Annotated in this window: 19 protein-coding genes; 10 read left to right on the forward strand and 9 right to left on the reverse strand. The window is 64.3% G+C overall.

What is annotated here, in order from left to right; translation table 11 throughout:
- Positions 1-20: 20 nt before the first annotated feature.
- Positions 21-575, forward strand: a complete 555-nt coding sequence (locus P0D89_RS11185) for a cob(I)yrinic acid a,c-diamide adenosyltransferase (protein ID WP_408376549.1) — start codon at positions 21-23, stop codon at positions 573-575.
- A 38-nt stretch (positions 576-613) separates the two neighbouring features.
- On the opposite strand, the gene P0D89_RS11190 is transcribed toward P0D89_RS11185, so the two are convergent.
- From P0D89_RS11190 to P0D89_RS11215, 6 genes are all read right to left on the reverse strand, one after another.
- Positions 614-946 carry a helix-turn-helix domain-containing protein gene (locus P0D89_RS11190; RefSeq protein WP_408376550.1) on the reverse strand — a complete coding sequence of 111 codons (333 nt, stop codon included), beginning with the start codon at positions 944-946 and terminating at the stop codon, positions 614-616.
- Between the two features lie 3 nt (positions 947-949).
- Complete coding sequence (locus tag P0D89_RS11195) at positions 950-1288, reverse strand: type II toxin-antitoxin system RelE/ParE family toxin (protein ID WP_408376551.1); 339 nt, start codon at positions 1286-1288, stop codon at positions 950-952.
- A 194-nt stretch (positions 1289-1482) separates the two neighbouring features.
- Positions 1483-2556, reverse strand: coding sequence for a 3-deoxy-7-phosphoheptulonate synthase AroG (gene aroG / locus P0D89_RS11200; RefSeq protein ID WP_408355259.1), 1074 nt, complete (start codon positions 2554-2556; stop codon positions 1483-1485).
- A 404-nt stretch (positions 2557-2960) separates the two neighbouring features.
- Positions 2961-4427, reverse strand: a complete 1467-nt coding sequence (tldD, locus tag P0D89_RS11205; protein WP_408376552.1) for a metalloprotease TldD — start codon at positions 4425-4427, stop codon at positions 2961-2963.
- Positions 4428-4517: 90 nt separating this feature from the next.
- Entirely contained in the window at positions 4518-5381 is an 864-nt protein-coding gene (locus P0D89_RS11210) for a carbon-nitrogen hydrolase family protein (protein WP_408376553.1), read from the reverse strand.
- 141 nt (positions 5382-5522) lie between these two features.
- On the reverse strand, positions 5523-9728 hold the full coding sequence (locus tag P0D89_RS11215) for a YhdP family protein (RefSeq protein WP_408376554.1): 4206 nt from the start codon (positions 9726-9728) through the stop codon (positions 5523-5525).
- 132 nt (positions 9729-9860) lie between these two features.
- Between P0D89_RS11215 and glnE the strand changes: the two genes are divergently transcribed.
- Positions 9861-12710 carry a bifunctional [glutamate--ammonia ligase]-adenylyl-L-tyrosine phosphorylase/[glutamate--ammonia-ligase] adenylyltransferase gene (gene glnE / locus P0D89_RS11220; RefSeq protein ID WP_408355271.1) on the forward strand — a complete coding sequence of 950 codons (2850 nt, stop codon included), beginning with the start codon at positions 9861-9863 and terminating at the stop codon, positions 12708-12710.
- A 120-nt stretch (positions 12711-12830) separates the two neighbouring features.
- On the opposite strand, the gene recN is transcribed toward glnE, so the two are convergent.
- Together recN and P0D89_RS11230 are read right to left on the reverse strand one after the other, a co-directional pair.
- A complete protein-coding gene (recN, locus tag P0D89_RS11225) occupies positions 12831-14501 on the reverse strand; it encodes a DNA repair protein RecN (RefSeq protein ID WP_408376555.1) in 1671 nt (556 codons plus the stop codon).
- 81 nt (positions 14502-14582) lie between these two features.
- Entirely contained in the window at positions 14583-15485 is a 903-nt protein-coding gene (locus P0D89_RS11230) for an NAD kinase (protein ID WP_408376556.1), read from the reverse strand.
- Positions 15486-15833: 348 nt separating this feature from the next.
- Here P0D89_RS11230 and hrcA point away from each other — a divergent pair, with 348 nt between their 5' ends.
- The 3 genes from hrcA (at position 15834) to P0D89_RS11245 (ending at position 18512) form a co-directional block, all read left to right on the forward strand.
- Positions 15834-16853 carry a heat-inducible transcriptional repressor HrcA gene (gene hrcA, locus P0D89_RS11235; protein WP_367838965.1) on the forward strand — a complete coding sequence of 340 codons (1020 nt, stop codon included), beginning with the start codon at positions 15834-15836 and terminating at the stop codon, positions 16851-16853.
- A gap of 172 nt (positions 16854-17025) precedes the next feature.
- Positions 17026-18096, forward strand: a complete 1071-nt coding sequence (gene hemH, locus P0D89_RS11240) for a ferrochelatase (protein ID WP_408355280.1) — start codon at positions 17026-17028, stop codon at positions 18094-18096.
- A gap of 8 nt (positions 18097-18104) precedes the next feature.
- A complete protein-coding gene (locus P0D89_RS11245) occupies positions 18105-18512 on the forward strand; it encodes an RNA-binding S4 domain-containing protein (RefSeq protein ID WP_408355283.1) in 408 nt (135 codons plus the stop codon).
- On the opposite strand, the gene P0D89_RS11250 is transcribed toward P0D89_RS11245, so the two are convergent.
- Entirely contained in the window at positions 18484-18645 is a 162-nt protein-coding gene (locus tag P0D89_RS11250) for a hypothetical protein (RefSeq protein WP_408355287.1), read from the reverse strand. The genes P0D89_RS11245 and P0D89_RS11250 overlap by 29 nt on opposite strands.
- Positions 18646-19020: 375 nt before the next feature.
- Here P0D89_RS11250 and grpE point away from each other — a divergent pair, with 375 nt between their 5' ends.
- The 5 genes from grpE to P0D89_RS11275 all read left to right on the forward strand — a co-directional run bounded on the left by grpE (position 19021) and on the right by P0D89_RS11275 (position 25611).
- A complete protein-coding gene (gene grpE / locus P0D89_RS11255) occupies positions 19021-19602 on the forward strand; it encodes a nucleotide exchange factor GrpE (protein WP_408355290.1) in 582 nt (193 codons plus the stop codon).
- A 53-nt stretch (positions 19603-19655) separates the two neighbouring features.
- A complete protein-coding gene (locus P0D89_RS11260) occupies positions 19656-20096 on the forward strand; it encodes a thioredoxin family protein (protein WP_408376557.1) in 441 nt (146 codons plus the stop codon).
- 153 nt (positions 20097-20249) lie between these two features.
- Positions 20250-22202 carry a molecular chaperone DnaK gene (gene dnaK / locus P0D89_RS11265; protein ID WP_408376558.1) on the forward strand — a complete coding sequence of 651 codons (1953 nt, stop codon included), beginning with the start codon at positions 20250-20252 and terminating at the stop codon, positions 22200-22202.
- A 282-nt stretch (positions 22203-22484) separates the two neighbouring features.
- Positions 22485-23624: a molecular chaperone DnaJ gene (dnaJ, locus tag P0D89_RS11270; RefSeq protein WP_408355299.1), complete on the forward strand. Its 1140-nt coding sequence runs from the start codon at positions 22485-22487 to the stop codon at positions 23622-23624.
- 25 nt (positions 23625-23649) lie between these two features.
- A complete protein-coding gene (locus tag P0D89_RS11275; protein ID WP_408376559.1) occupies positions 23650-25611 on the forward strand; it encodes a chorismate-binding protein in 1962 nt (653 codons plus the stop codon).
- Positions 25612-25653: the final 42 nt, after the last annotated feature.

Here is a 25653-nt window from a genome sequence, read left to right on the forward strand (position 1 = left end):
CTGAACGCCAGGGAGACATCATGGGCAACCGCTTGAGCAAGATCGCAACCCGCACCGGCGACGACGGCACCACGGGGCTCGGCGACGGCCGCCGCGTGCGCAAGGTCAGCGCGCGCATTGCCGCGATCGGCGACGTCGACGAACTCAATTCGAATCTGGGCGTGCTGTTGTGCGAAGCGCTGCCCGACAAGGTGCGCGCGGCGCTGGTGGCGATCCAGCATGATTTGTTCGATCTTGGCGGTGAACTGTGCATTCCCGGCCACACGATGATTACCGACCGGCATCTCGCTCAACTCGACGACTGGCTCGCCGATTACAACGCCGCATTGCCCCCGCTAAAGGAGTTCATTCTGCCGGGAGGCTCACGCGCGGCGGCGCTCGCGCACGTGTGTCGCACAGTCTGCCGGCGTGCCGAACGGACGATTGTTGCGGTGGGAGAACTCGAGCCGATCAACGCGGCGCCGCGCCAATATGTGAACCGGCTATCCGACCTGTTGTTCGTCCTTGCGCGCGTGCTCAATCGCGCTGATGGCGGTACTGACGTGCTGTGGCAACACGAGCGCAGCGCAGGCTAGAATGCGCAGCGGTTATTCACGTGAGTCAACGCCCCGCGTTAACCGACGGCCAGCGTGACTGGTTTGCCGATCCGGCTCATCATTTCGACCAGCGTGTCGATGGTGAACTTGGTGGTTTTCTTATTGACCACGTCGGACACGCGCGGGCGCGACACCATCAGGATTTCGGCGGCTTCGGCCTGCTTCAGGTGATGTTGCTCGATCCAGCTGGACAGCTCAGTCATCAGTTGCTCTTTGAGCAGCCGCGTGTCGTTGATCTGCTTTTGCGAGGCGGCGTAGAGACGCTTTGCTTCGTCGACTGAAAAACCCAGTTCAAGGAACAGATTTGCACCGGGCTTTGTTACGTGCCGGACTTTGGTGTCGACTGTCATTTGTTAAGTTTTCCTATCATTAACGATGGCGCGGTAGCGCGTTGCGGCGATCGTCCTGTCGTGCGGCGTCAGCTTTTGGGTTTTCTTCTGGAAGCAGTGCAGCACATACAGCGCTTCGACGTACTTGGTCACATACATCACGCGAAAAATGCCGTCAGGGTCTCTGATACGGATTTCGCGCGTTCCCGCGCCGATCGAGTCAAACGGTTTCCAGTCGTCAGGGTCGAGTCCTGCCTGGATCTTGCCGAGCTGAAACCCTGCGCGACGACGCGGTTCTTCGGGAAAGGCGAGTAAATCGGGATAGCTGGAACCTAGCCAGCGAATTTCTTTCTCGTGCTCCATAAGCGCCTTTCTGTACAAAATCTTATACGTAACGTCCACCTCCGTCAAGTCATTCGCGACGAGGTGATGAGTTGTTACCGTACAGAGACGCTTGATGAAGCACCATTCGTCCGTTTGGCTAAAAAAAACCCGGCCGACGAGCCGGGTTTTTCTACGGACCACTAAAAACACACTGTGAACAGCAGGGCAGGGTGTTAGTTGCCGCTGCCGCGCGCGACGCGGCGTTGCTTGACCGCGTCGGCGAGACCTTCGAGCACGGCGACGCTTTCGTCCCAGCCGATGCAGGCATCGGTAATGCTCTGGCCGTACGTCAGCGCGCAGCCTTCCTGCAGATCCTGGCGACCCGCCACCAGGTGCGATTCCACCATCACGCCGACAATCCGTTCGTCGCCCGAAGCAATCTGGCGGCCGATGTCCGCGCATACCGGAATCTGATTCTCGTGTTTCTTCGAGCTGTTCGCGTGGCTCGCGTCGATCATCAGACGCGCCGCGAGACCAGCCTTGCCGATGTCCGCGCAAGCGGCGTTGACGCTGTCCGCATCGTAGTTCGGCGTTTTGCCGCCACGCAGGATGATGTGGCAGTCCTCGTTGCCCGCGGTCGACACGATCGCCGAGTGGCCGCCCTTGGTGACCGACAGGAAATGGTGCGGCTGCGAGGCGGCCTTGATCGCGTCGACGGCGATCTTGACGTTGCCGTCCGTGCCGTTCTTGAAGCCGACCGGGCACGACAGTCCCGAAGCGAGTTCGCGGTGCACCTGCGACTCGGTGGTGCGCGCGCCGATCGCACCCCACGAGATCAGATCGGCGATGTATTGCGGGCTGATCATGTCGAGGTATTCGGTGCCGGCCGGCAGGCCCAGCTCGTTGATGCGCAACAACAGTTCGCGCGCGGTGCGCAGGCCGTCGTTGATCTTGAAGCTGTTGTCCATGTGCGGGTCGTTGATGAGACCCTTCCAGCCGACCGTCGTGCGCGGCTTTTCGAAGTACACGCGCATCACGATTTCGAGTTCGCCGGCGAAGCGCTTGCGCTGCTCGATCAGACGCCCGGCGTATTCCATCGCCGCCTTTGGATCGTGGATCGAACAGGGTCCGATGATGACGATCAGACGATCTTCCATGCCGTGCAGAATGCGATGCATCGCGTTGCGCGAGTTGTAGATAACGTCGGACACCGTTTCGTCGCAGGCGAATTCGCGGATCAGATGAGCGGGCGGCGTGAGTTCTTTCAATTCGCGAATGCGGACATCGTCGGTATTGTGCGGGGGCATGTTGTTCTCCTGAATCGGTTCGTAGCGTGTTCGCGCGGGCAACGAAGGCTGTGATGAGGCAGCGATGCCAGAGCGGACAACAATCAAAAAATGTTCAACGACAAAAGGTTCGGTTGCGGTTCAAAAGCGTGAGGCGAAAAAAAACCGCCAGGCTGGCTGGCGGTTTTTCGGGAATTCCTGGTGTCCTGCGTGCACTAACACCCCTCTCGATCCGCCAGCGGTCTGAGATACCAAAAAAAGTAAAAGTAAAGCTTGGCGGACATGGCGAAATGAGGTTGCTGGTCAAAAAGGGTGAGTGACTTTATAACCCGCTCAGGCTCGGCTGACAAGCTTGAGCGGACAAAAATGCGGAAAATCCGCACACTTCGCGTATTGCATGCACGAAGTGTGCGTTTCGGTCCGGATCAGGCCGTGCCGCCCACCGTCATCCGGTCGATGCGCAGCGTCGGCTGTCCGACTCCCACTGGCACGCTCTGGCCTTCCTTGCCGCATACGCCGACGCCCGAATCGAGCTTCATGTCGTTGCCGATCATGCTGACGTACTTGAGCGATTCCGGACCGCTGCCGATCAGCGTCGCCCCCTTGACCGGATAGGTGATCTTGCCGTTCTCGATCATGTACGCCTCGGAGGCCGAGAACACGAACTTGCCATTGGTGATATCCACCTGGCCGCCGCCGAAATTCACCGCGTACAAACCGTTTTTCACGGACTCGAGGATTTCCTGCGGGTCCTTGTCGCCGTTGAGCATGTACGTGTTGGTCATGCGCGGCATCGGCAGCGCCGCGTACGATTCGCGGCGCGCGTTGCCGGTGACCGGCATCTTCATCAGCCGAGCGTTCAGCGTGTCCTGGATATAGCCCTTCAGAATGCCGTCCTCGATCAGCGTCGTGCACTGGGTCGGGTTGCCTTCGTCGTCGATATTGAGCGAGCCGCGGCGGTTCGGCAGCGTGCCGTCGTCGACCACCGTCACGCCCTTCGCCGCGACCTGCTCGCCGATCCGGCCCGCGAACGCTGACGAGCCCTTGCGGTTGAAGTCGCCCTCCAGTCCGTGGCCGATCGCCTCGTGCAGCAGCACGCCAGGCCAGCCCGGTCCGAGCACGACGGTCATCGCGCCGGCCGGCGCCGGACGGGCGTCGAGGTTCACCAGCGCCGCGTGCACGGCATCGTCGACGTAGCGCGACAGCACTTCGTCGGTGAAATAGCCGTAGTCGAAGCGACCGCCGCCGCCGCCGCTGCCGATTTCGCGGCGGCCGTTCTGCTCGGCGATCACCGTGACCGACACGCGCACGAGCGGCCGGATGTCGGCCGCGAAGCCGCCGTCGCTGCGCGCGACCAGCACCACGTCGTATTCGCCGGCGAGACCCGCCATCACCTGCTGAATGCGCGGATCGCGACCGCGCGCCATCTGCTCGATGCGCTCGAGCAGCTTGACCTTCGCGGTGGCGTCGAGCGAATGGAGCGGATCGGACGGCAGGTACAGATCGCGCCCGGCAATGCCAGTCAGCGAGGAGGCCGCCTTGATCTTCTGCTTGCCGCCGCCCGCCTTGGCAATCGAGCGGGTGGCGAGCGCGGCCTGACGAATCGCTTCGGGCGACAGATCGTCCGAGTACGCGAAAGCGGTGCGGTCGCCCGACACGGCGCGCACGCCGACACCCTGGTCGATGCTGAAGCTGCCCGACTTCACGATGCCTTCTTCGAGACTCCACGCTTCGCTGCGCGTGTACTGGAAGTACAGGTCCGCGTAGTCGATCTTGTGCGTGAAGATTTCGGCGAGCGTGCGGGTGAGCAGGGATTCGTCGAGACCATAGGGCGTCAGGAGGGTGTCCTTGGCGGTGGCGAGATTACGGATACCGGGTTCGATAATGTTCATGCGAAGTATGTTCTGCTCGATACGGAGGATTCGGTTAGCGCCCGAGTCACTCTACGTGAGTGCGGGGCGCCGCAGTTTCAATGTCGGCGTTCAACTGAGCACACGATGACGCCAGGCGGGCAGGCTCTGTCGCACTTCGTCGATGCGCGCACGCTCGAGATTGCCGGCAACCACGCCGGCGCCTTCGTCGCGCACTGCGACGATTTCGCCCCATGGGTCGATCAGCATGCTGTGGCCCCACGTGCGGCGGCCGTTTTCGTGTTTGCCGCCTTGCGCCGCGGCCAGCACGTAACACTGGTTTTCGACCGCCCGGGCGCGCAACAGCATTTCCCAATGCGCGCGGCCGGTGGTGTAGGTGAAGGCCGACGGCACTACGATCAGCGCGCAGTCGCCCATACGCCGGTACAGCTCCGGAAAGCGCAGATCGTAGCAGACCGACAGGCCGACACGGCCGAACGGCGCCTCGAAGCTGCGGACCTCGCCGCCGGGGCAGATGGTGCGCGCCTCGTCGAATGATTCTTCGCCTTTTTCGAAGTTGAACAGGTGGATCTTGTCGTAGCGCGCGGCTTCGTTGCCTTGCGGGTCGAATACCAAGGTGGTGTTCAGCACGCGCGACGCTTCCGGCGCGGTGATCGGCAGCGTGCCGCCGATCACCCAGATCTGGTGACGGCGCGCGGCGTCGGCGAGAAACCGCTGGATCGGGCCGTCCCGATAGGGTTCGCGCACGGCCAGCTTGTCCGTGTCCTTGAAGCCCATGAAGCAGAAGTATTCGGGCAGCAGCGCGAGTTGCGCGCCGTCGGCGGCGGCTTCGGCGATCAGGCGCTGCGCGTCGGCCAGATTGCGTTCGCGATCCGGCGTGCTCACCATCTGCAGCGCGGCAACCCGGAACGTACTTGCTGAGGGACCGCTGGACGCCGCGGCGGACGGAGATGAGAAGGCGTGTGTTTCGCTCATGAGCGTTTCGGAAGACTCCCGGCAAGGCGGCGGCGCGAACCGCTGGCGCCGCTGACGTCGTTCAGGGTTGACTGGGGCCGCCGTTGCGGTGCTGGGCTGCTCCGGCCGAATAAAGAATAAAGAGCCCGGGCCGGATAAAACTCAGTGCGCTTCCACGGTCGAAGCCGGAACGTCCATCTTACCGCGATCGTCCGTCACCCGCTCGACGTGCGGTTTCGACCACGACCCGGTGATCGCATACTCGCGCGCGAACACGTGTGAAACCGAATGGCTGAACGCCAGATCGGCCATGAACGCGCCCAGGCCGAGCAGTGGATTGATGACCGCCACGGCGATCACCGCGGCGCCGGCGCTGATGGTCGGCGTGACGTGCAGGTGCACGTCCTGGGTCTTCTGTGCGAGATCGACCGAACCCGCCATGTCGACACGCGCCGGCGCGGTCACCATCTTGAAGTTATCCGTGTGGCCGATGCCGTTGTGGATCTGCGCGGTGCCGGTGACGCTCGAGAACGGCAGCCCTTCGCCGATCACGTCGCGGAAATCCAGTGTGGCAATGCGCGCAAGGCTCTGCAGGCTGAGCACACCCAGCAGCGTGGCGACGCCGGGGTCGATCTTGAGAATTTGCCCGTGATGCAGGTCCATGGCCAGATTGCCGTTGAGCGTCGGGTAGTCGATCGTGGCCGGCCCGCCGAGCCACACCACCTTGCCCGTCAGCGAGCCGCTGCCGCCCTTGATCGTGCGCGGCTGGCCGAGCCGTTCGAGCAGCGCGCCGGCGTCCTTGACGTCGAGCTTGAAATCGAACACGGTGCGGCGCGATGTGGCTTCGTCGGCGGCGCTGCCCAGTTCCGTCGAGGTGCGCCAGTTCGCGGTGGCGGTCAGCGTGGCGGCGGAGTTCGTGATGTCGAGCTTGTCGAGTTGCCAGACTGGCACACCGTCTTCCTCGAAGTTGTGCGCGTCGACTTCGAGGCGGCCGATGTTGCGATCCCGCACGATCAGTTCGTTGACCACCAGATCGATCGACGGCATGTTCTGCGCGGGCGCCGACATCGCCGGGCCGAGCAGGTCCTTGTCGGCCACCGACGGAATCACGATGCGCGCAAAGCGCGCCTGCAGCGTGCCCGGAGACCCGCGGGTGGCGCCCGGCAGCCACGCGACGTGACCGGACACCTGGTTCGACGCGACGTTCGCCTGCCAATTGCCGTCCGTGTGCGACGCGCCGACGATCACGTCGTCCCAGTGGCGCTTGAGCAGCGTCAGCGTGTCGATGTGCAGCGCGAAGCGGTTCGGCAGGAATTGTGTGACGGCGGGATTCGGCGGGGCCGGCGGCGTGGCCGCCGTGGGCGCGGCGGGTGCTGTGGCCGCGCCCTGGTTGCGCATCTGGGTGACGACCGCGCGCCATGCGTCGGCGTCGAACGCGGGCACGTCGACGGCGGCAACCACGCCTTCGGACGGCAGGTCGGCTGGCCGGTTCACGCCGATCGCGCCGCGCACGACCGTCGGCGGCGCTTTCGGCCGGTAGCGCAGCAGATACGCGGCGGCAATCGGCCCAAAGGTGAGATCGGCGCGTTCGAGGCCCGCTTCGCCCGGCGTCGCGGACGGGCTGACGGCGAAGCGCAGCGGCATCGGCGTGCCGGCCTGCTTGTTGAACGGCGCGGGGAAGTCCAGCGCGAGGCCGGTCAGATCGGAGTTCGCGGTCACTTCAGGCAAGCGTCCCTTCGCGCCGCGCACGTTCAGCGCGTAGGGCGCGCTGCCGCTCATGCGCGTGAGCACCTGCGCGGCCGGGCCATGCAGATCAAGGCCGCGCGCGGCATCGACGGCGATATGGCCGCCGAGCGCCAGCGCATATGTGCCGTCCTGACGCAGCCCGCCGTTCGCATGGACGTCGCCGCCGAGGAACTGCCCGGAGAGCCGGTCGACCTGGGCGGTGCGCTCGGTGAACCGCACTCTGCCGTTCAGCTGCGACAGCGGCGGCACGTGCGGGACGCTCAAGCGGTTATTCAGGAAGCCGACCGCGGCCTCCACGCCGATATGCGGTTTCGGCGTGCGCGGCACCGTCAGCTTGAGCGCGAGCGAGGCGGGCCCCTCGGCGCGGATCTTCTCGGTCTGATGCCGGGCCATGATGCCGAGCGAACTGTCGTTCACGTAGTCGAGCATGTCGGCGAGCGGCCCGCGCCCGTTGCCCTGGATCACGAGGTTCGAGCCCCGGTTGCCGAGGTCGTCGATCTTGCCGTTGACGCCGGTCAGCGCGACGCGCTTGTACCGCCCGCGGTCGATATCGAAGCGCAGCACGTTCTGCTTGAGCTCGAACACGCCGTCGATGCCGTCGAGCGGCGGCCATACGTTCGGCGTGCCGTTCCTCATATTGCGCGGCGGGTAGGGTGAGGGGTCGAACTTGCCGCCCTTGAACGGCGCGACGATATGGAAGAGGCCGGCGTCGGGATCGCGCGAGTAGGGGAATTTGGTCAGGTCGCCGTGCACTTCGATCGTCGCGCCGTGCGACACGCCGGCCTGCAGCCCGTGGCCCAGATAGATGCGCAGCTTTTCGCTGATGCTGGTCGGCAGATAGCGGGCGATGCGCCTTACCTGCGCGCGCTGGAAATCGGCTTTGAGGTCGAGCGAGCCGCGGCCGTGTCCGGGGTTGCTGTAGTCGGCGCTGGCGGTGGCCGCGACATCCGCGTTCGAAACGCTGAAATCGGCCAGCTTCACGGTGAAGCCCCGGCGGTTTTCGCCTGGCGCCTTCGGCTTCACGGTCCAGTCGGCGCGGCCATGCAGGTGGTCGAGCTTCAGACGCGGATCGTCGAACACGCCGGGCAGCGTGAGCGCCACATTCGAGGTGTCGAGGAGCGCGGTGCCGTGGTTCTCGTCAGCGTCGACGCGGCCCCACAGGTTTTCGATGCCCGGTATGCCCGCGCGCGGGTGATTGCGCGGGGTGAGTCCCGGCGGCGGTTCCTGGGCGGCCACGCTGATGCCTTGCAGGTCGCCGTTGAAGCGATAGTGCTCGATCGGCTCCGTGCCGCTCGAGCGACGGTCGCTGCCCGCCTCGCCGGACTCCGGTTTGCCGCGCTCGATTTCGATCACATAGTTGGCGACGAGGCCACGCGGGTTGAAGCGCACGAGACCGTTCAGCAGACGCCGCGGCAGCGGCAGCGCCCGCATGAATTCCGCGAGAATGCCCAGGTCGACGCGATCGCCGTTGACGCTGAAGAGCTGCCCATGCTGTTGCGATGTGGTCCGGTAGCGGGCATTCAGCGTCGAGAACGTCAGCGTGCGCGTGAGCGGCGTGCCGTCGTCGAGCGGCGGCTGGCCCAGATCGGCGCGCAGGTCGGTCAGCTGCAGCCGGTAGTCGCCCTGGCCGGCGTCGAGGCGCCACGAGAAATGGGCGATCGGCAGCAGCAGTTTCGGCTGCGTGGGACGCACTCGCAGCGCGACGTCCGTGCCGGCCAGCTGTCCGTACGCCGTTTTCATCTGGCCGTCGGTGAAGTCGATCCAGATTGCATTGTCGACACGGCCCGCAAACGTCTCGATCGGGAAGTTGATGTAGCGCGCGAGCGTCGGCAGATCGACCGGACCCGTCGACACATACACCTGGCCGGTCCAGTTGATCGGCTTGCCCATCGCGGAGAGCGGAGTGTGCCGGAAGTGTGTGCGGAAATCGATCGGGCCGTGCAGCACCTGGCCGTCGGCGGGCGCTTGCATCGCGAGCTGGTGGTTGTAGCCGTCGTTGAGAATGGCGATCCGGATGTCGCGCAGCGCGAGTTCCGGCGCGTCGTGCGTTGCATCGCGCCAGCGCAGCACGCCGCCGCGCACCACGATCGCCTGCTGGCGCAATAGCCAGGTGGATAAGGTGTCGTTGCCGCTGTGGCCGGTCGGCACCGGCACGCCCGCCACGAACAGCACGCCGTCGTCGCTGCGTGACACCAGCACGTCGGGCTGCTCGACGATCAGGCTGGAGAGCGCCGGATGAAAGAGCCAGAGCGAGCGCCACGAAACCGTGGCGGTGGCGCGCGGGATCGTCAGCGCGGCCTTGCCTTCGTGATCGCGGATGACCAGATTGGTGACGTCGACGCCCGGTTGAAAGCCGCTCCAATGCGGCGCCAGCTTGCCGATGGTGAACTGCGTGTGCAGCTTGTCGGAGACGGCGGCCTCGATCTGCGGGCGGAACGAGTCGACGCGCGGCAGCACCACGTAGCGCAAGCCGAGAAACAAACCCGTCGCAATGAAATAGAGGACGAGCGCGAGCGTCAGGACCACGTGCAAAATGCGACGCAGCACGATGTGGTCGTTTCCGCTCACGGGCCGGACCTGCCCGGTTTCGTGCGGGTCGGCGGATTCGTTTCGCTCGGACATGCTGCGGCGGGTGGGCGTATGGTAGTTTTGCGAATTAACGACGAAATGTAACACACGCGATAGGGTCGGCGGACTTCTTGCAAACCCTGTCTGCATACCGCCTCACGCCCTGCGCCGGGGCGCTGGATCGTAGTGTTACAGCGAACTGAACAACGCCATTCAGGCAACGAGCGAGCCAGATCCTTGATGACCGACGCCACTCTATTGAGTTCCACCTATTCGCACTACGCCGCGCGCGCCGCGGCGGCCCGTCCGCAACTCGTGGCGCAGGTGGCCGCGCTTGCGTCCAGGCCGCTGACCCGCGAGCGCCTCGACGCGCGCCTCGACGCGTTGTGCGCGCAAGCCGCCGGCGCGGCCGGCGCGCCATTGAGCGAGGATGCACTCAAACGGGCATTACGCCAACTGCGCACCGAGGTGTTTTGCGCGGTGATGGAGCGTGATCTGGCGGGGGAGGCGGACGTCGCCGAAGTCACCGGCGCGATGACCGATCTGGCGGAGGCGACCATCCAGCGCGCGCTCGCGGTTCTGTCCGCGGAGTTCGAAGCGCTGTACGGCGAGCCGCGTGGTCCGCACGGCGAGCGGCTCGTGCTTGGCGTGGTAGGCATGGGCAAGCTGGGCGGGCGCGAGCTGAACGTGTCGTCGGACATCGATCTGATCTTCGTCTATGAAGAGGATGGCGAGACCGCGGGCGGCCAGCGTTCGCCGATTGCGACGCAGGACTTCTTCACGCGGCTCGGCAAGCGCCTGATCGGCGCGCTCGCCGAAGTGACCGCCGACGGCTACGTGTTCCGGGTCGACATGCGTCTGCGGCCGAACGGCGACTCGGGGCCGCTCGTGTGCAGCCTCGGCATGCTCGAAGAGTATTTCTACGTGCAGGGCCGCGAGTGGGAGCGCTATGCGTGGATCAAGGGCCGCCTCGTGTCCGAAGGCGCGAGCGACGCCGCGCAACGGTTGCAGAAGCAACTCGACGCGATCGTCACGCCGTTCGTCTACCGCCGCTATCTCGACTTCGGCGTGATCAGCGCGATCCGCGCGCTGCATCTGCAGATTCGCCAGGAGGCGCAGCGCCGTGCGTCGATGCGGCCCGACAAGGCCGACGACATCAAGCTCGGGCGCGGCGGCATCCGCGAAATCGAATTCAGCGCGCAGGTGTTCCAGCTGATTCGCGGCGGCCAGGACGCGGGCTTTCGCGTGCGGCCGACGCTCGCCGTGCTACGGCACGCGGCCACGCACGGGCTGCTGGATACGTCGGTGTGCGTGAAGCTCTCGCAGGCTTACCGGTTTCTGCGAGAGCTGGAGCATCGGCTGCAATACCGCAACGATGCGCAAACCCACGCGATGCCGGTCGATCCCGACGAGCGCGCTGCGCTCGCTCAGGCGATGGGTTGCGACGACTACGCCGCCCTGATGGAAAAGCTCGACGCGCATCGCGAATTCGTCGAACAGCAGTTTGACCAGATTTTCGCGGACAAGGTGAGTGGCCGCGACGGCTGTGGCGCGCCCGAAGACGGCGCGGCCGCGTGGGTCTGGAGCAGCGCGCTCGCCGACGACAGCGCCGGCGACGCGCTGCGCGCGCGCCTGATCGAACTCGGCGTGGCCGAGCCGGGCGATCTGCTCGCGCGCTTGCGGGCGGTGTGGCAATCGTCGCGTTACGCTGGGCTCGCCGAGCGCAGCCGGCAACGTTTCGACATCGTCGCGCAGCGCGCGCTGGAAGCCGCGCGCACGCTCGAGCCGCCAGAGCGGCGCGGCGACACCGTCGCGCGCTTCTTCGATCTGCTCGAAGCGGTGAGCCGGCGCGGCGCCTACCTCGCGCTGCTGACCGAATATCCGCAGGCGCTGCATCAGGTGCTGTCGGTGCTGGGCGGCTCGCGCTGGGCCGCCGGCTATCTGATTCGCCATCCGCAACTGCTCGACGAACTGCTGGACGCCGAAGCGATCAACAGTCCGTTCGACTGGCCCGAGTTCAAGCGCACGCTGCGCTTGCGGCTGGCCGCCGCCGACGGCGTCGAGCAACAGATGGATCTGCTGCGCCATGCTCACCAGGCCGAGGTGTTCCGCATTCTGCTGATCGATCTCGCCGGCAAGCTGAGCGTCGAACATGTGAGCGACCGGCTGTCCGAACTGGCTGACGCCGTGCTCGACGTCACGCTCGAAGCCGTCTGGAAGCAACTGCCGAAACGCCACCGCGAGGTGCCGCGTTTCGCGGTGATCGCGTACGGCAAGCTGGGAGGCAAGGAACTGGGCTACGCGTCCGACCTCGACGTGATCTTTCTGTACGACGATCCCGACGACGCCGCGGCCGATGTCTACGCGACCTACACCCGCCGCCTGATCACCTGGCTGACCACCGCGACCGGCGCCGGCACGTTGTTCGACGTCGACCTGCGCCTGCGGCCGAACGGCGAGTCGGGCCTGCTCGTCACCGATCTCGACGCGTTCCGCCGCTACCAGTTGCGCGAAGGCGACGCGGCCAACACCGCGTGGGTCTGGGAGCACCAGGCATTGAGCCGCGCGCGTTACTGCGCGGGCGATGCCGAGATCGGCGCGAAGTTCGAGGCGATCCGCGAGCAGGTGTTGACCACGCCGCGCGAAGCGGCGCCGCTCGCGAAGGAGATCGCCGAGATGCGCGAGCGGGTCGAGGCGGGGCACCCGAACCACACGCCGGCGCTGTTCGATCTGAAGCACGACCGCGGCGGCATGGTCGATATCGAATTCACCGTGCAGTATTGGGTGCTGTTGCACGCGGCCAGCGATCCCGAGCTGGTCCGTAATACCGGCAACATAGCGTTGCTGCGGGAAGTGTCGCGCTTCGGTCTGATGAGCGAGGCGGAAGCGGAGACGGTCGGCGCGGCGTATCGCATATACCGCAAGTTGCAGCACACGCTGCGTCTGGACGGGATGGAGAAGGCGCGGGTCGATCCGGCGCTGGTCAGCACCGAGCGTGAAGCGGTGCTGGCGCTGTGGAAGCGGGTGTTCGGGTGACGGACTGTTGGCTGAATTGACCGTGAAGAAGGCGGGTGCAAGGCCCGCCTTCGCTGTCATCCCTTGATGGAGTGACGTATTCCCGATGGCCCGGACGATCGGGTCAGCGGCCACTTCGCGTTAGGCGGCCAGCATTTCCTTCGCGTGCTTGCGGGTGGTCGCGGTGATTTCCAGGCCGCCGAGCATCCGCGCGACTTCCTCGACACGGCTCGCCTTGTCGAGCGAAATCACGCTGCTCACCGTGCCGCCCTTGCCGTTCCCGGCTTTCGCGACCTGGAAATGGTGGTCGCCGCGCGCGGCGACTTGCGGCAAGTGAGTTACGCACAACACCTGGCGCGCTTGTCCAAGCTGATGCAGCAGCCGTCCGACTACTTCGGCCACGCCCCCGCCAATGCCCGTATCCACTTCGTCGAAGATCAGCGTGGGGGTCGGGCTGGCGGCGCTGGCGATTACCGCGAGCGCAAGGCTGATACGCGCCAGTTCGCCGCCCGAGGCGACCTTGGCGAGCGGCCGCAGCGGCACCCCGGCATGACCCGCGACGCGGAATTCGACCTGTTCGAGTCCATGCGCGCCGCCTTCGGGCAGCGGCACCAGCGCGACTTCGAAGCTGCCGCCTTTCATCGACAGCTCCTGCATCCCGGTGGTGACCGCCGCGCCCAGCGCGGTGCCGGCCTTGGCGCGTGCTTTCGAGAGCTTTTTCGCCTCGGTCAGGAATGCTTCTTTAGCCTTGGCTTCGGCTGCGTGCAGGCTGTCGAGATCGGCGGCGGCATCGAGCGCGGCCAGTTGCGCGCGCCGCGCCTCGTGTTCGTCGGGCAGCGTTTCGGGTTGCAGACGGAATTTGCGTGCGGCCGAATGCAACGCGTCGAGGCGCTTTTCGACTTGCGCAAGGCGGTCCGGATCGAGTTCGAGTTTTTGCGCGTAATGACTCAGCGAATACGCCGCTTCCTGCAACTGGATTTCGGCCGGTTCGAGCGCGGCCAGAACGTCGTTCAACGCCGGGTCGATCTCCGCGAGGTCGCGCACCTTCGACACGATCGACGCGAGGTGCGTGATCATCGCCTCGTCCGATTCGGACAGCGCGCCGAGCGCGCCTTGCACGCCGTCGATCAGATTGGCCGAGTGCGACAGCCGCCGGTGCTCGCTATTGACCTCTTCCCATTCGCCTGGCTGCGGCGCGAGTTTGTCTAGTTCGGTGAGCTGCCACGCGAGGCGCTCGCGCTCCAGCTGCAACTCGCGGTCGCGTGTCTGCGCGTGCTCGACCGCCTGCACTTTCTCGCGCCACGTGCGCCACGACCGCGTGACGTTGGCCGCGACGTCCGAAAGGCCGGCATGGGTATCGAACAGTTCGCGTTGCGCGTCCGGGCGCATCAGCAACTGGTGCGCGTGCTGGCCGTGAATATCCACCAGCATCTCGCCGACCTCGCGCAACTGCGCGAGCGTCGCCGCCGTGCCGTTGATGAAAGCGCGCGAGCGGCCGTTGGCGTCCACCACTCGCCGCAGCATGACCGTGCCGCCGTGCTCGTCGTTCTCGGCGGTCGCGCCGAGCGCCTGGTCGTCGAGCCATTGTTCGACCTGCGCATGGGTCTCGAATTCTGCGGTGATGTCCGCGCGGCTCTCGCCCGTGCGCACGACGCTCGCATCAGCGCGAGCACCAAGCGCTAGCGCCAGCGCGTCGATCAGGATCGACTTGCCGGCGCCGGTTTCGCCCGAGAAAACAGTAAAGCCGCTGTCGAATTCGAGGTCGAGCGCGGCGACGATGACGAAGTCGCGTATCGAGAGGTGGCGAAGCATGGAGGTCGTCTGATGAGCTTGAGAGTCAGGGTTCGGCAGCGGCGGCGCGTTGTCGTCGGCGTTCCAGCGTTGCTGCGCCGCTTAGGGCTTGAGGTCTTCTTCGTGCGACGGGTATTCGTTCCAATGCAGCTTTTTGCGCAGCGTGGCGTAGTGGCTGTAGCCGACCGGATGCAGCATTGGCACCGTATGACGCGAGCGGCGCACCTCGATCGTGTCGCTCAATTCCAGCGAGGTGAACGACTGCATGTCGAAATTAACGTTCACTTCGCGCCCGGAGACGATCTGGATGCTCACCTTCGAGTCGTCCGGCAGCACGATCGGGCGGTTCGACAAAGCATGCGGCGCGATCGGCACCAGCACGATGCCTTGCAATTGCGGATGCAAAATCGGCCCTTGCGACGACAGTGCGTAAGCGGTCGAGCCGGTTGGCGTGGCGACGATCAGACCGTCCGAGCGCTGGTTGTACATAAAGCGCCCATCTACCGAGACGTGCAGTTCCGCCATCCCTGAAAAGCCGCTGCGGTTGACCACTACGTCGTTGAAGGCCAGCGCGTGGTAGATCGGATTGCCGCCGCGCATGATGCGCGCTTCGAGCAGCACGCGTTCTTCGCGCTCGAAATTGCCGGACAGCATTTGCGGCACGATCACGCTCATGTCCGAGATCGGAATGTCGGTAATGAAGCCGAGCCGCCCGTGGTTGATGCCGATGAGCGGCGTACGGTACGGCGCGAGTTGGCGGCCTATGCCGAGCATCGTGCCGTCGCCGCCCAGCACCACCGCGACGTCGGCGCGCGCGCCGATCTCGGCGGGACGCAGCGCTGGATAGTCGGTGATGCCGATTTCGGCGGCGGTGTCGGCTTCGAACACGACCTCGAAGCCGCGCTTCGCGATGCACGACGCGAGCGCGGTCAACGGCTCGCCAATGCCTGGCGTGTTGTTGCGCCCAACTAGCGCGACGGTCTTGAACTGGCTGGTCACTTGCATGCCGGCATTACACCATAGGTAGGGCCCGAAAAGAACCGCAGACAGACCCGGTAGCGGGCCGGCGCACGCGGGCCGCCAGCGCATGCGACGATTATCGTTAGAATGGTGAAGCCTTGATGACATGTGCGCCGATTAAAGTGTGGCTGAGATGTGCCGGTCGACGTGCGCTGGCTGTGGTTCGCAGGATGCCAAGGATGGTGACCAGTGAGGCGCCGGGTCGAATGCCGGGCGCCTTGCCTGCGCCAGACCATGGACCCGGCGGCGCCCCGGCAAGCGGTCGCGTATCCAACAGGGCCAGGTACTGTTAGCGCTCGCGGTAGTTCCGTCATTGAGCTAAAATTTTCCGTCATGCTAGATCCTCGCGCACAAACCCTCCTCAAAACGCTGATTGAGCGCTACATCGCCGAAGGTCAGCCGGTCGGCTCGCGCACGCTGTCACGTTATTCGGGCCTCGAACTGAGCCCGGCGACCATCCGCAACGTGATGTCCGATCTCGAGGACCTGGGGCTCGTGATCAGTCCGCATACATCCGCGGGCCGCATTCCCACGCCGCGCGGCTACCGGCTGTTCGTGGACACGATGCTGACGGTGGAATCCGCCGCGGACGAAGAAGCCGTGATGCGCACCGTCAAAACCACGCTGCAGGCGGGCGAGCCGCAGAAAATCGTCGCCGCGGCGGCCAGCGTGCTGTCCAACCTGTCGCAGTTCGCCGGCGTGGTGCTCACGCCGCGGCGCAGCCATGTGTTCAAGCAGATCGAGTTCATGCGTTTGTCGGACAAGCGCATCCTGCTGATCATCGTGACGCCTGAAGGCGACGTACAGAACCGCATCATGGCGACCCAGCGCGATTTCTCGCCGTCGCAGCTGGTCGAGGCCTCCAATTACATCAACGCGCATTTCGCGGGTCTGTCGTTCGACGAGGTGCGCCGCCGCCTGCGCGAGGAAATCGACGAGCTGCGCGGCGACATGACCACGCTGATGCATGCCGCCGTCACGGCCAGCACGGACGAATCGGACACCGGTGAGACCGTGCTGATATCCGGCGAGCGCAACCTGCTCGAAGTCGCCGACCTGTCGTCGGACATGGCGCGCCTGCGCAAGCTGTTCGATGTGTTCGACCAAAAGACCAGTCTCCTTCAATTGCTCGACGTGTCGAGTCACGCGGCGGGCGTGCAGATTTTCATCGGCGGCGAGTCGAATCTCGTGCCGATCGAGGAGATGAGCGTCGTTACCGCGCCGTACGAGGTGAATGGCAAGATCGTCGGCACGCTCGGCGTGATTGGGCCCACCCGGATGGCCTACAACCGCGTGATTCCGATTGTCGACATTACCGCTCGCCTGCTTTCGCTGACTTTGAGCCAGCAGTAACGGTCTGTCGTCCCCGCCGCGGCAGGCCATGCCGAGCATGATGCGCGAGCGCGCGCAGCTTGCCAATCGGCCGAACGGCCAGGGGTGCGTGGCGGCCCCGGCCATGGACCGCGCCGCTATAATGAATCTCCACTGATCGACTCTCCGCGTGAAGCGGTGACTCCTGCTGCCTATGCGCTTCGACCTCGAGCGGCCTTCACAGAACGCCGCGTCACACCGCGTCGCCGTGCTGCTGATCAATCTCGGCACGCCCGACGCGCCGACGCCGCGCGCGGTCCGCCGCTATCTCGCGCAGTTCCTGTCCGATCCGCGCGTGGTCGAGATTCCGGCGCTGCCCTGGCAGATCATTCTGCGTCTGTTGATCCTGCCGTTTCGCGGCCGCAGCTCCGCGAAGAAGTACGCCGCGGTCTGGATGCCCGAAGGCTCGCCGCTGCGCGTCCATACGGAAAAGCAGGTGGAAGGCTTGCGCCACCTGCTGCAATTGAACGACTACACGGTGCTGGTCGACTACGCGATGCGTTACGGCACGCCGGGCATTCCGGCCATGCTGAACCAGCTGAAGCTGGCGGGCGCCGAGCGTGTGCTGCTGATGCCCATGTACCCGCAGTACTCGTCGTCGACCACGGCCACCGCGTTCGACGACGCCTTTTCGGCGCTCAAGCGCATGCGCAATCAGCCGGAAATCCGCACGGTGCGCCAGTACGCGGATCATCCGGCGTACATTGCGGCGCTCGCTGCCCAGGTGCATCACTATTGGCATCACCACGGCCGGCCGGACTTCGCGGCGGGCGACAAGCTGGTGCTCAGTTTTCACGGCGTGCCCAAGCGCACGCTGGACCTCGGTGACCCATACCACGAGCAATGCCAGCAGACCGGCGCATTGTTGATGCAGGCGCTGGAACTGACGCCGGTGGAATGCCGGATCACCTTCCAGTCGCGCTTCGGCAAGGCCGAATGGCTGCAGCCGTACACCGCGCCCACACTGAAAGAGCTGGGCGCGGCTGGCGTGCGGCGCGCCGACGTGTTCTGTCCTGGCTTTACCGCCGACTGCCTTGAAACAATTGAAGAAATCGGTATGGAAGTGCGCGACGAATTCCTGCATGCGGGCGGCAAGGAGTTTCACCGGATTGCCTGCGTGAACGCATCGCAGCCGTGGATTGCCGCGCTCGGCGAAATCGTCGCGGAGAATCTCCAGGGCTGGCCGGTGCAGGCGGCGCCTGTGCCGCACACCACAGGAGCTTGAACAGGCTCATGAACTATCGGATCTCAACCGAAGCCGGCGCGAAATTGCGCATCGACAAATGGCTGTGGGCGGCGCGCTTCTTCAAGACGCGCTCGCTTGCGGCAGACGCGGTCGACAAAGGGCATGTGCGCATCGGCGGGGCCAGCGTCAAGCCGGCCAAGGACGTGCGGGTCGGCGACCTGGTCGAGATCGAGATCGAACGGATCGTATGGCAGGTGCAAGTGCTGGGTGTGTGCGACGTGCGCGGCCCGGCCAGCGTCGCGCAAACGCTCTATGCGGAGACCGAGGAGAGCAAGCTGAAGCGACAGGTGGAGCACGAGCGGCGCAGGACATATCGCGAGCCGGCCGCCGAATTGCACGGCCGGCCGACCAAGCGCGACCGGCGCATCATCGACAGATTTTCGGGTGGGGACTGAATAGCTGTTCCATGGTCGCGTGCACGCCGCCGTACTCGGTAGTGTGATCGTTGACCGCTCCGGACATGCAGATGGTCGTGGTGCCCGCCACCAGTACCAGTGCGACCACCCCGATTGCAAAGGTCAGTTTCACGGTACTCCCTTCAGGACGATTCGGGACGAAACAGGCGAATCAGGTGAAATGGTTAAATCGGTAAGGAATACGTCAGATTAGGGTTAACGTGTCTTTTCCGATGCTTTATTGGAGCATAGGCCACTTGTTCGCCGCACTCAATCTCAATCTGATTGCGCGGCAAAAATGGTTGTAACGGCGCATTTCGGTCGCCCGCGGACGGTGCGAAAAGAACGCGGCGCGTCGCTTGAAACCGGTCTGTCCGGCCCCATCTGCCGTTTTGATATGCGGTTGCGCGCCAACGCGTAGGTCGCGATTTTGCAACGCACAAATCGCCGCATGCTTCATGCGCTGCCGTCACCGTTGGTTTTTACTTTTTAACGACTTTTCAGCGACATGGAAAACACGCAAGAGAACCCGACGAGCCAGAATCCCACGCCCGCGGACGAAACCGCGCGCCAGGCCGCCGAGGCCACGGCACCCCAGGACGCGGCTGCAAGCGCCGCCGCGGAGACGCCTGTCACCGCCGAGCAGGCCGCGCTGGCCGAAGCTCAGGCGAAGATTGCCGAGTTGCAGGAAAGCTTCCTGCGCGCGAAGGCGGAAACGGAAAACGTGCGCCGTCGCGCCCAGGAAGACGTCGCCAAGGCGCACAAGTTTGCCATCGAGAGCTTCGCGGAGCATCTGCTGCCGGTGGTCGACAGCCTCGAAGCGGCCGTCGCTCACTCGTCCGACGACCTGCAGAAGGTGCGCGAAGGCGTCGAACTGACGCTGCGTCAGTTGACCGGCGCGCTGGAGAAGGGCCGCGTCGTCGCCCTGAATCCGGTCGGCGAGAAGTTCGATCCACACCGTCATCAGGCCATTTCGATGGTGCCGGCCGATCAGGAGCCGAACACCGTCGTCGCCGTGCTGCAAAAGGGCTTCGTGATTGCCGATCGCGTGCTGCGTCCCGCGCTCGTGACCGTCGCCGCGCCGAAGTAACGCGGCACGAGGCTCCGTAAGCAATTTCATCGGGCACGCACAGCCGCACAGCCATGGCCAACATCCCCGTCGACGCCACCGCGTTTGCCGTCTTCGACATGCAGGAGTTGAGCGCCGAATCGTTCAACGCGGGCCTGGCCGGCGCCGGAGACGATCTGGCCGTGGTCTTTTTCTGGGGTCTCGACTGCTTCAATTGCGAGATCGCCAAGAAGGCCATGCTGGCGCAGCCGGACGCGATCCGTGCGCTCGGCCTGCGGTGGTTTCACAGCAATGTCTACGAGCATCGCGAATTAGGCCGGCGCTTCATGCTGCACGGCGTGCCCACCTGGTTCTTCTTTCACCGCGGCAAGCGGCTTGGTCGGGCAACCGGCTGGCACGGCCTTGGGCAGTTCGAGGCGGCGGTCGCCGCTGCGCGTGAAAAGATCCGCGCCGCCGCTGCCGCAGGCGGCGCGCAAGCAGATGGAACGGATGCAGGCAAAAGTTCGACCGATTGAAAAAAATTAAAGACCGCATCGCAAAAGAGGTCTTGAAAACGATGCGGACGCACTTATGTTGAGTGCAGGTAGGAATTGAGGGCGGATCGCCTGACCGCCGGATGGGCAAACAGGGCGATTCCCGCAGCGATCAAAGTTAGGAGATTAGTGAAAATGGGCAAAATTATCGGCATCGACCTCGGCACGACCAACTCGTGCGTGGCGATCATGGAAGGCAATTCGGTCAAGGTGATCGAGAACTCGGAAGGTGCGCGCACCACGCCGTCGATCATCGCTTACATGGAAGACGGCGAGATTCTCGTCGGCGCGCCTGCGAAGCGTCAGTCGGTCACGAACCCGAAGAACACGCTGTACGCGGTCAAGCGCCTGATCGGTCGTCGCTTCGAAGAAAAAGAAGTGCAGAAAGACATTGGCCTGATGCCGTACAAGATCATGAAGGCCGATAACGGCGACGCATGGGTCGAAGTGCGCGACCAGAAGCTGGCGCCGCCGCAAATCTCCGCAGAAGTGCTGCGCAAGATGAAGAGGACCGCTGAAGACTACCTCGGCGAGCCGGTCACCGAAGCGGTGATCACGGTTCCCGCGTACTTCAACGACAGCCAGCGTCAGGCAACCAAGGACGCAGGCCGCATCGCCGGTCTGGAAGTGAAGCGGATCATCAACGAACCGACCGCTGCTGCTTTGGCATTCGGTCTGGACAAGGCTGAAAAGGGCGACCGCAAGATCGCGGTGTATGACCTGGGCGGCGGTACGTTCGACGTGTCGATTATCGAAATCGCCGACGTCGACGGTGAAATGCAGTTCGAAGTGCTGTCCACGAACGGCGATACGTTCCTCGGCGGTGAAGACTTCGACCAGCGCATCATCGATTACATCATCGGCGAGTTCAAGAAGGAGCAGGGCGTCGATCTGTCGAAAGACGTGCTCGCGCTGCAACGCCTGAAGGAATCGGCTGAAAAGGCGAAGATCGAGCTGTCGTCGAGCCAGCAAACCGAAATCAACCTGCCGTACATTACGGCCGACGCATCGGGTCCGAAGCATTTGAACCTGAAGATCACGCGTGCGAAGCTGGAAGCGCTGGTTGAAGAGCTGATCGAACGCACGATCGAGCCGTGCCGCGTGGCGATCAAGGACGCGGGCGTGAAGGTCGGCGAAATCGACGACGTGATTCTGGTCGGCGGTATGACCCGTATGCCGAAGGTGCAGGAAAAGGTCAAGGAGTTCTTCGGCAAGGATCCGCGCCGTGACGTGAACCCGGACGAAGCCGTCGCCGTTGGCGCCGCGATTCAAGGTCAGGTTCTGTCGGGCGATCGCAAGGACGTTCTGCTGCTCGACGTGACCCCGTTGTCGCTCGGCATCGAAACGCTCGGCGGCGTGATGACGAAGATGATCAACAAGAACACCACGATCCCGACCAAGCACGCGCAGGTCTACTCGACGGCCGACGACAATCAGAGCGCCGTGACAATCAAGGTGTTCCAGGGCGAACGCGAAATGGCAGCGGGCAACAAGCTGCTCGGCGAGTTCAACCTGGAAGGCATTCCGCCGGCACCACGCGGCACGCCGCAGATCGAGGTGAGCTTCGACATCGACGCGAACGGCATTCTGCACGTCGGCGCGAAGGACAAGGCGACCGGCAAGGAAAACCGCATCACGATCAAGGCGAACTCGGGTCTGTCCGAAGCCGAAATCGAGAAGATGGTGAAGGACGCGGAAGCGAACGCGGAAGAAGATCACAAGCTGCGTGAGCTGGCCGATGCCCGCAACCAGGGCGACGCGCTGGTCCACAGCACGAAGAAGGCGCTCACCGAATACGGCGACAAGCTGGATTCCGGCGAGAAGGAAAAGATCGAAGCCGCGCTGAAGGATCTCGAAGAAACGCTGAAGAGCGGTTCGAGCGACAAGGCCGCGATCGAAGCCAAGATCGAAGTGGTGGCCACCGCCTCGCAGAAGATGGGCGAGAAGATGTACGCCGACATGCAGGCTGCGCAAGGTGCCGAAGCAGCCGCGGCAGGTGCGGCGGGTGCGGGTGCATCGGCGGCCGGCGCGAGCCAGCAGCAGGACGACGTGGTCGACGCCGAGTTCAAGGAAGTGAAGAAGGACTAAAGCCAGGTCGCATTTCGACCGTAAAGCCGCGCACAGCGATGTGCGCGGCCCGGCTGCACAAGGAACCACAAAGAAGGAACCGCGCCTCGTTGGGCGACACACGTGCAAGAGCGGTTATCACGCCTGGCGAGCCTTTTGGGGCTCTCCGGGCACATTTGTTTTATGGAGGGCGTTGTTTTGAACCGTGTCGAAACGGGTGAAAACAGCGGCCGGACGAGTCGTGAGACTCCAGCATTCAAGAGGAGCCACCGCGTCGCATTGCGCGAGTGGCGTTGAACCGATATGGCGAAACGGGATTACTACGAGGTTCTGGGCGTCGCAAAGAACGCGAGCGACGACGAAATCAAGAAGGCTTATCGCAAGCTCGCGATGAAGCACCACCCCGACCGCAATCCGGGCAACAAGGATGCGGAAGGGCATTTCAAAGAGGTGAAGGAAGCCTATGAAATGCTGTCGGACTCGCAAAAGCGTGCCGCGTACGATCAGTACGGTCACGCGGGCGTCGATCCGAACATGGGCGGTGCCGGTGCACAAGGCTTCGGCGGTTTTGCCGATGCGTTCGGCGATATTTTCGGCGACATCTTCGGCCAGGCGGCCGGGGGCGCCGCACGCGGCGGCGGACGTGCCGGCCCGCAGGTGTATCGCGGAGCCGATCTGCGCTACAGCATGGAAATCACGCTGGAACAGGCCGCGCACGGCTACGACACACAGATTCGCGTGCCGAGCTGGGTTTCGTGCGAAGTCTGTCACGGTTCGGGCGCGAAACCCGGCACCAAGCCGGAAACCTGCCCGACCTGTAGCGGCTCGGGTTCGGTGCGGATGTCGCAAGGCTTTTTCAGCATTCAGCAGACCTGCCCGAAGTGCCACGGCACCGGCACCTACATTCCCGAACCGTGTGGCCATTGCCACGGCGCGGGCAAGGTGAAGGAAACCAAGACGCTGGAAGTGAAGATTCCCGCAGGTATCGACGACGGCATGCGCATCCGCTCCGCCGGCAACGGTGAGCCGGGCATCAACGGCGGTCCCTCGGGCGATCTGTACGTCGAGATTCACATCAAGCAGCACTCGGTGTTCGAGCGCGACGGCGACGACCTGCATTGCCAGATGCCGATTCCGTTCACCACGGCGGCACTCGGCGGCGAAATCGAAGTGCCGACGCTCGCGGGCCGCGCCAGCTTCACCGTGCCGGAGGGTACGCAGTCGGGCAAGACGTTCCGTCTGCGTGGCAAGGGCATCAAGGGGCTGCGTTCGAGCATCGCCGGTGATTTGTACGTGCATGTGCAAGTCGAAACCCCGGTCAAGCTCACCGAGTCGCAGCGTGATCTGCTCAAGCAGTTCGAAAAGGCGCTGGTGGAAGGCGGCTCGCGGCATAGCCCGCAAAGCAAGAGCTGGTTCGATCGGGTGAAGAGCTTCTTCGATTAATAGCAGTTGGAAGTTGGCGGTGAGCATGACGACTGATAGGCGCGGCGCGGTGTTCGCGTTGCTCGACGATTGCGACGCGACGGCGGCGCGCCGTTCGAGTCGTCTGTACACGGGTTTCGTGCATGAACGGGTTTGCGCGGACGCCGCGCAACTCGAGGCCGTCTGCGACATCGTCGCGGCGGACATCCGGGGCGGCTTGCATGCCGTCGTGCTTGCCGACTATGAATTTGGCCGGACGCTTCTCGATATCAGGGCGGTCCGGTCTCCAAAAACGCAGCGTGGCAATGCCACGCTGCGTTTTTTATTGTTCGAGCGCTGCGACAAACATTCAAGCGAAGAGGTCGATGCGTGGCTCGCGGAAGACGACGAGGGGGCGGCCGAGCCGTCGGTGGCGGGCACGGCCAACGTCCGTGCGAGCGTCAATCCCGCGCAATTCAACGCGGCAATTGATGCGATTCATGCCGCGTTGTGCGCCGGCGATTCGTATCAGGTCAACTACACGTACCGGCTCAATTTCGACGTGTTCGGCTCGCCCACTGCGTTCTATCGGCGCCTGAGGGCTCGTCAGCCGGTTCCGTTCGGCGCGCTGATCGCATTGCCCGGCGATAACTGGGTGTTGTCGTGTTCGCCGGAGCTTTTCGTCGAGAAGCAGGGCGAGAGGCTGCGCGCGCGGCCGATGAAAGGCACCGCGCCGCGCTCGGAGGATCCCGTCGCGGATCGTGGCACTGCCGAGTTCCTTGGCAACGATCCGAAAAACCGCGCCGAAAACGTGATGATCGTCGATCTGTTGCGCAACGATCTGTCGCGCGTCGCGCAGACGGGGTCGGTCAAGGTGCCGGCGCTGTTCGCGGTCGAACCGTATGCGTCGGTCTGGCAGATGACGTCGACGGTGGAAGCGGCGTTGCGGCCGGGCACGTCGTTCGCGGGCATCCTGCGCGCGCTGTTTCCGTGCGGCTCGATCACCGGCGCGCCGAAGCATCGCACGATGCAGTTGATCGACGAGCTCGAGAGCACGCCGCGCGGGCTTTATACCGGCGCGATCGGGTGGCTCGATGCGCCTTCCGATGATGCGACGCATGCGGGCGCTAAAGGCCCGTTGGCAGATGCCACCGAAGCGCCAAAGGCTCCTGCCGCACCCACCACCTCAAACGAATCCCCCTGCGGCGACTTCTGCCTCTCTGTCGCAATCCGGACTTTGACGTTGAAGCGGTCCGAGCAAACTGGCGGGCTGAAAGGCGAGATGGGCATCGGCGCGGGCATCGTCCTCGATAGCGTGGCCGCCGACGAATACGCGGAGTGCAAATTGAAAGCGCGTTTCCTGACCGGCGCCGAACCGGGTTTCGAACTCTTCGAAACGATGTACGCGACTCGGGAAGAAGGCGTGCGGCATCTGCCGCGTCATCTCGAACGACTGTCTTCGAGCGCCGCCGCGCTCGGCTTCAAACTCGACGACATCAACGCGATTCGCGCGCAAATCGCCGCGAAGTGCGCGACGCTACCGACGCAAACTCCGTATCGCATGCGGCTTTCACTGAGCAAGGACGGCACGGTGCAAATCATCGCCGCAGTCCTGACACCGCTCGCGGACTCGATGGTCGGCGTGCTGCTCGGTCCCGACCTGGCCTTTCCCGCGACCGAGGCCGGCGACCCGCTGCTGCGCCACAAAACTACCCGCCGCGCAGACTACGACCGCGGCTGGCGCGAAGCTGAAGCGAAGGGCGCATTCGATACGCTGTTCTTCAACGAACGAGGTGAGTTGACCGAAGGCGGCCGGTCGAATGTGTTTGTGAAGCTGGCGGGGCGATGGTGGACGCCGCCGCTCGCGTCGGGCGTGCTGCCCGGTGTGATGCGCAGTGTGCTGCTCGAAGAAGCGTCGGACCTGCAAGCGGCTGAAAAAGTCCTGACGCAGGCGGACGTGCTGAACGCCGAAGCGCTGCTAATGTGCAACGCATTGCGCGGCGCACTGCCGGCGCGGATTGTCCGTTAGAACAGTGAAACGACCCGCACGCGTGGATCAGTAAGAAATAAC

The organism is Paraburkholderia sp. RL18-085-BIA-A, from assembly GCF_046027075.1.
Classification (GTDB): Bacteria; Pseudomonadota; Gammaproteobacteria; order Burkholderiales; family Burkholderiaceae; genus Paraburkholderia.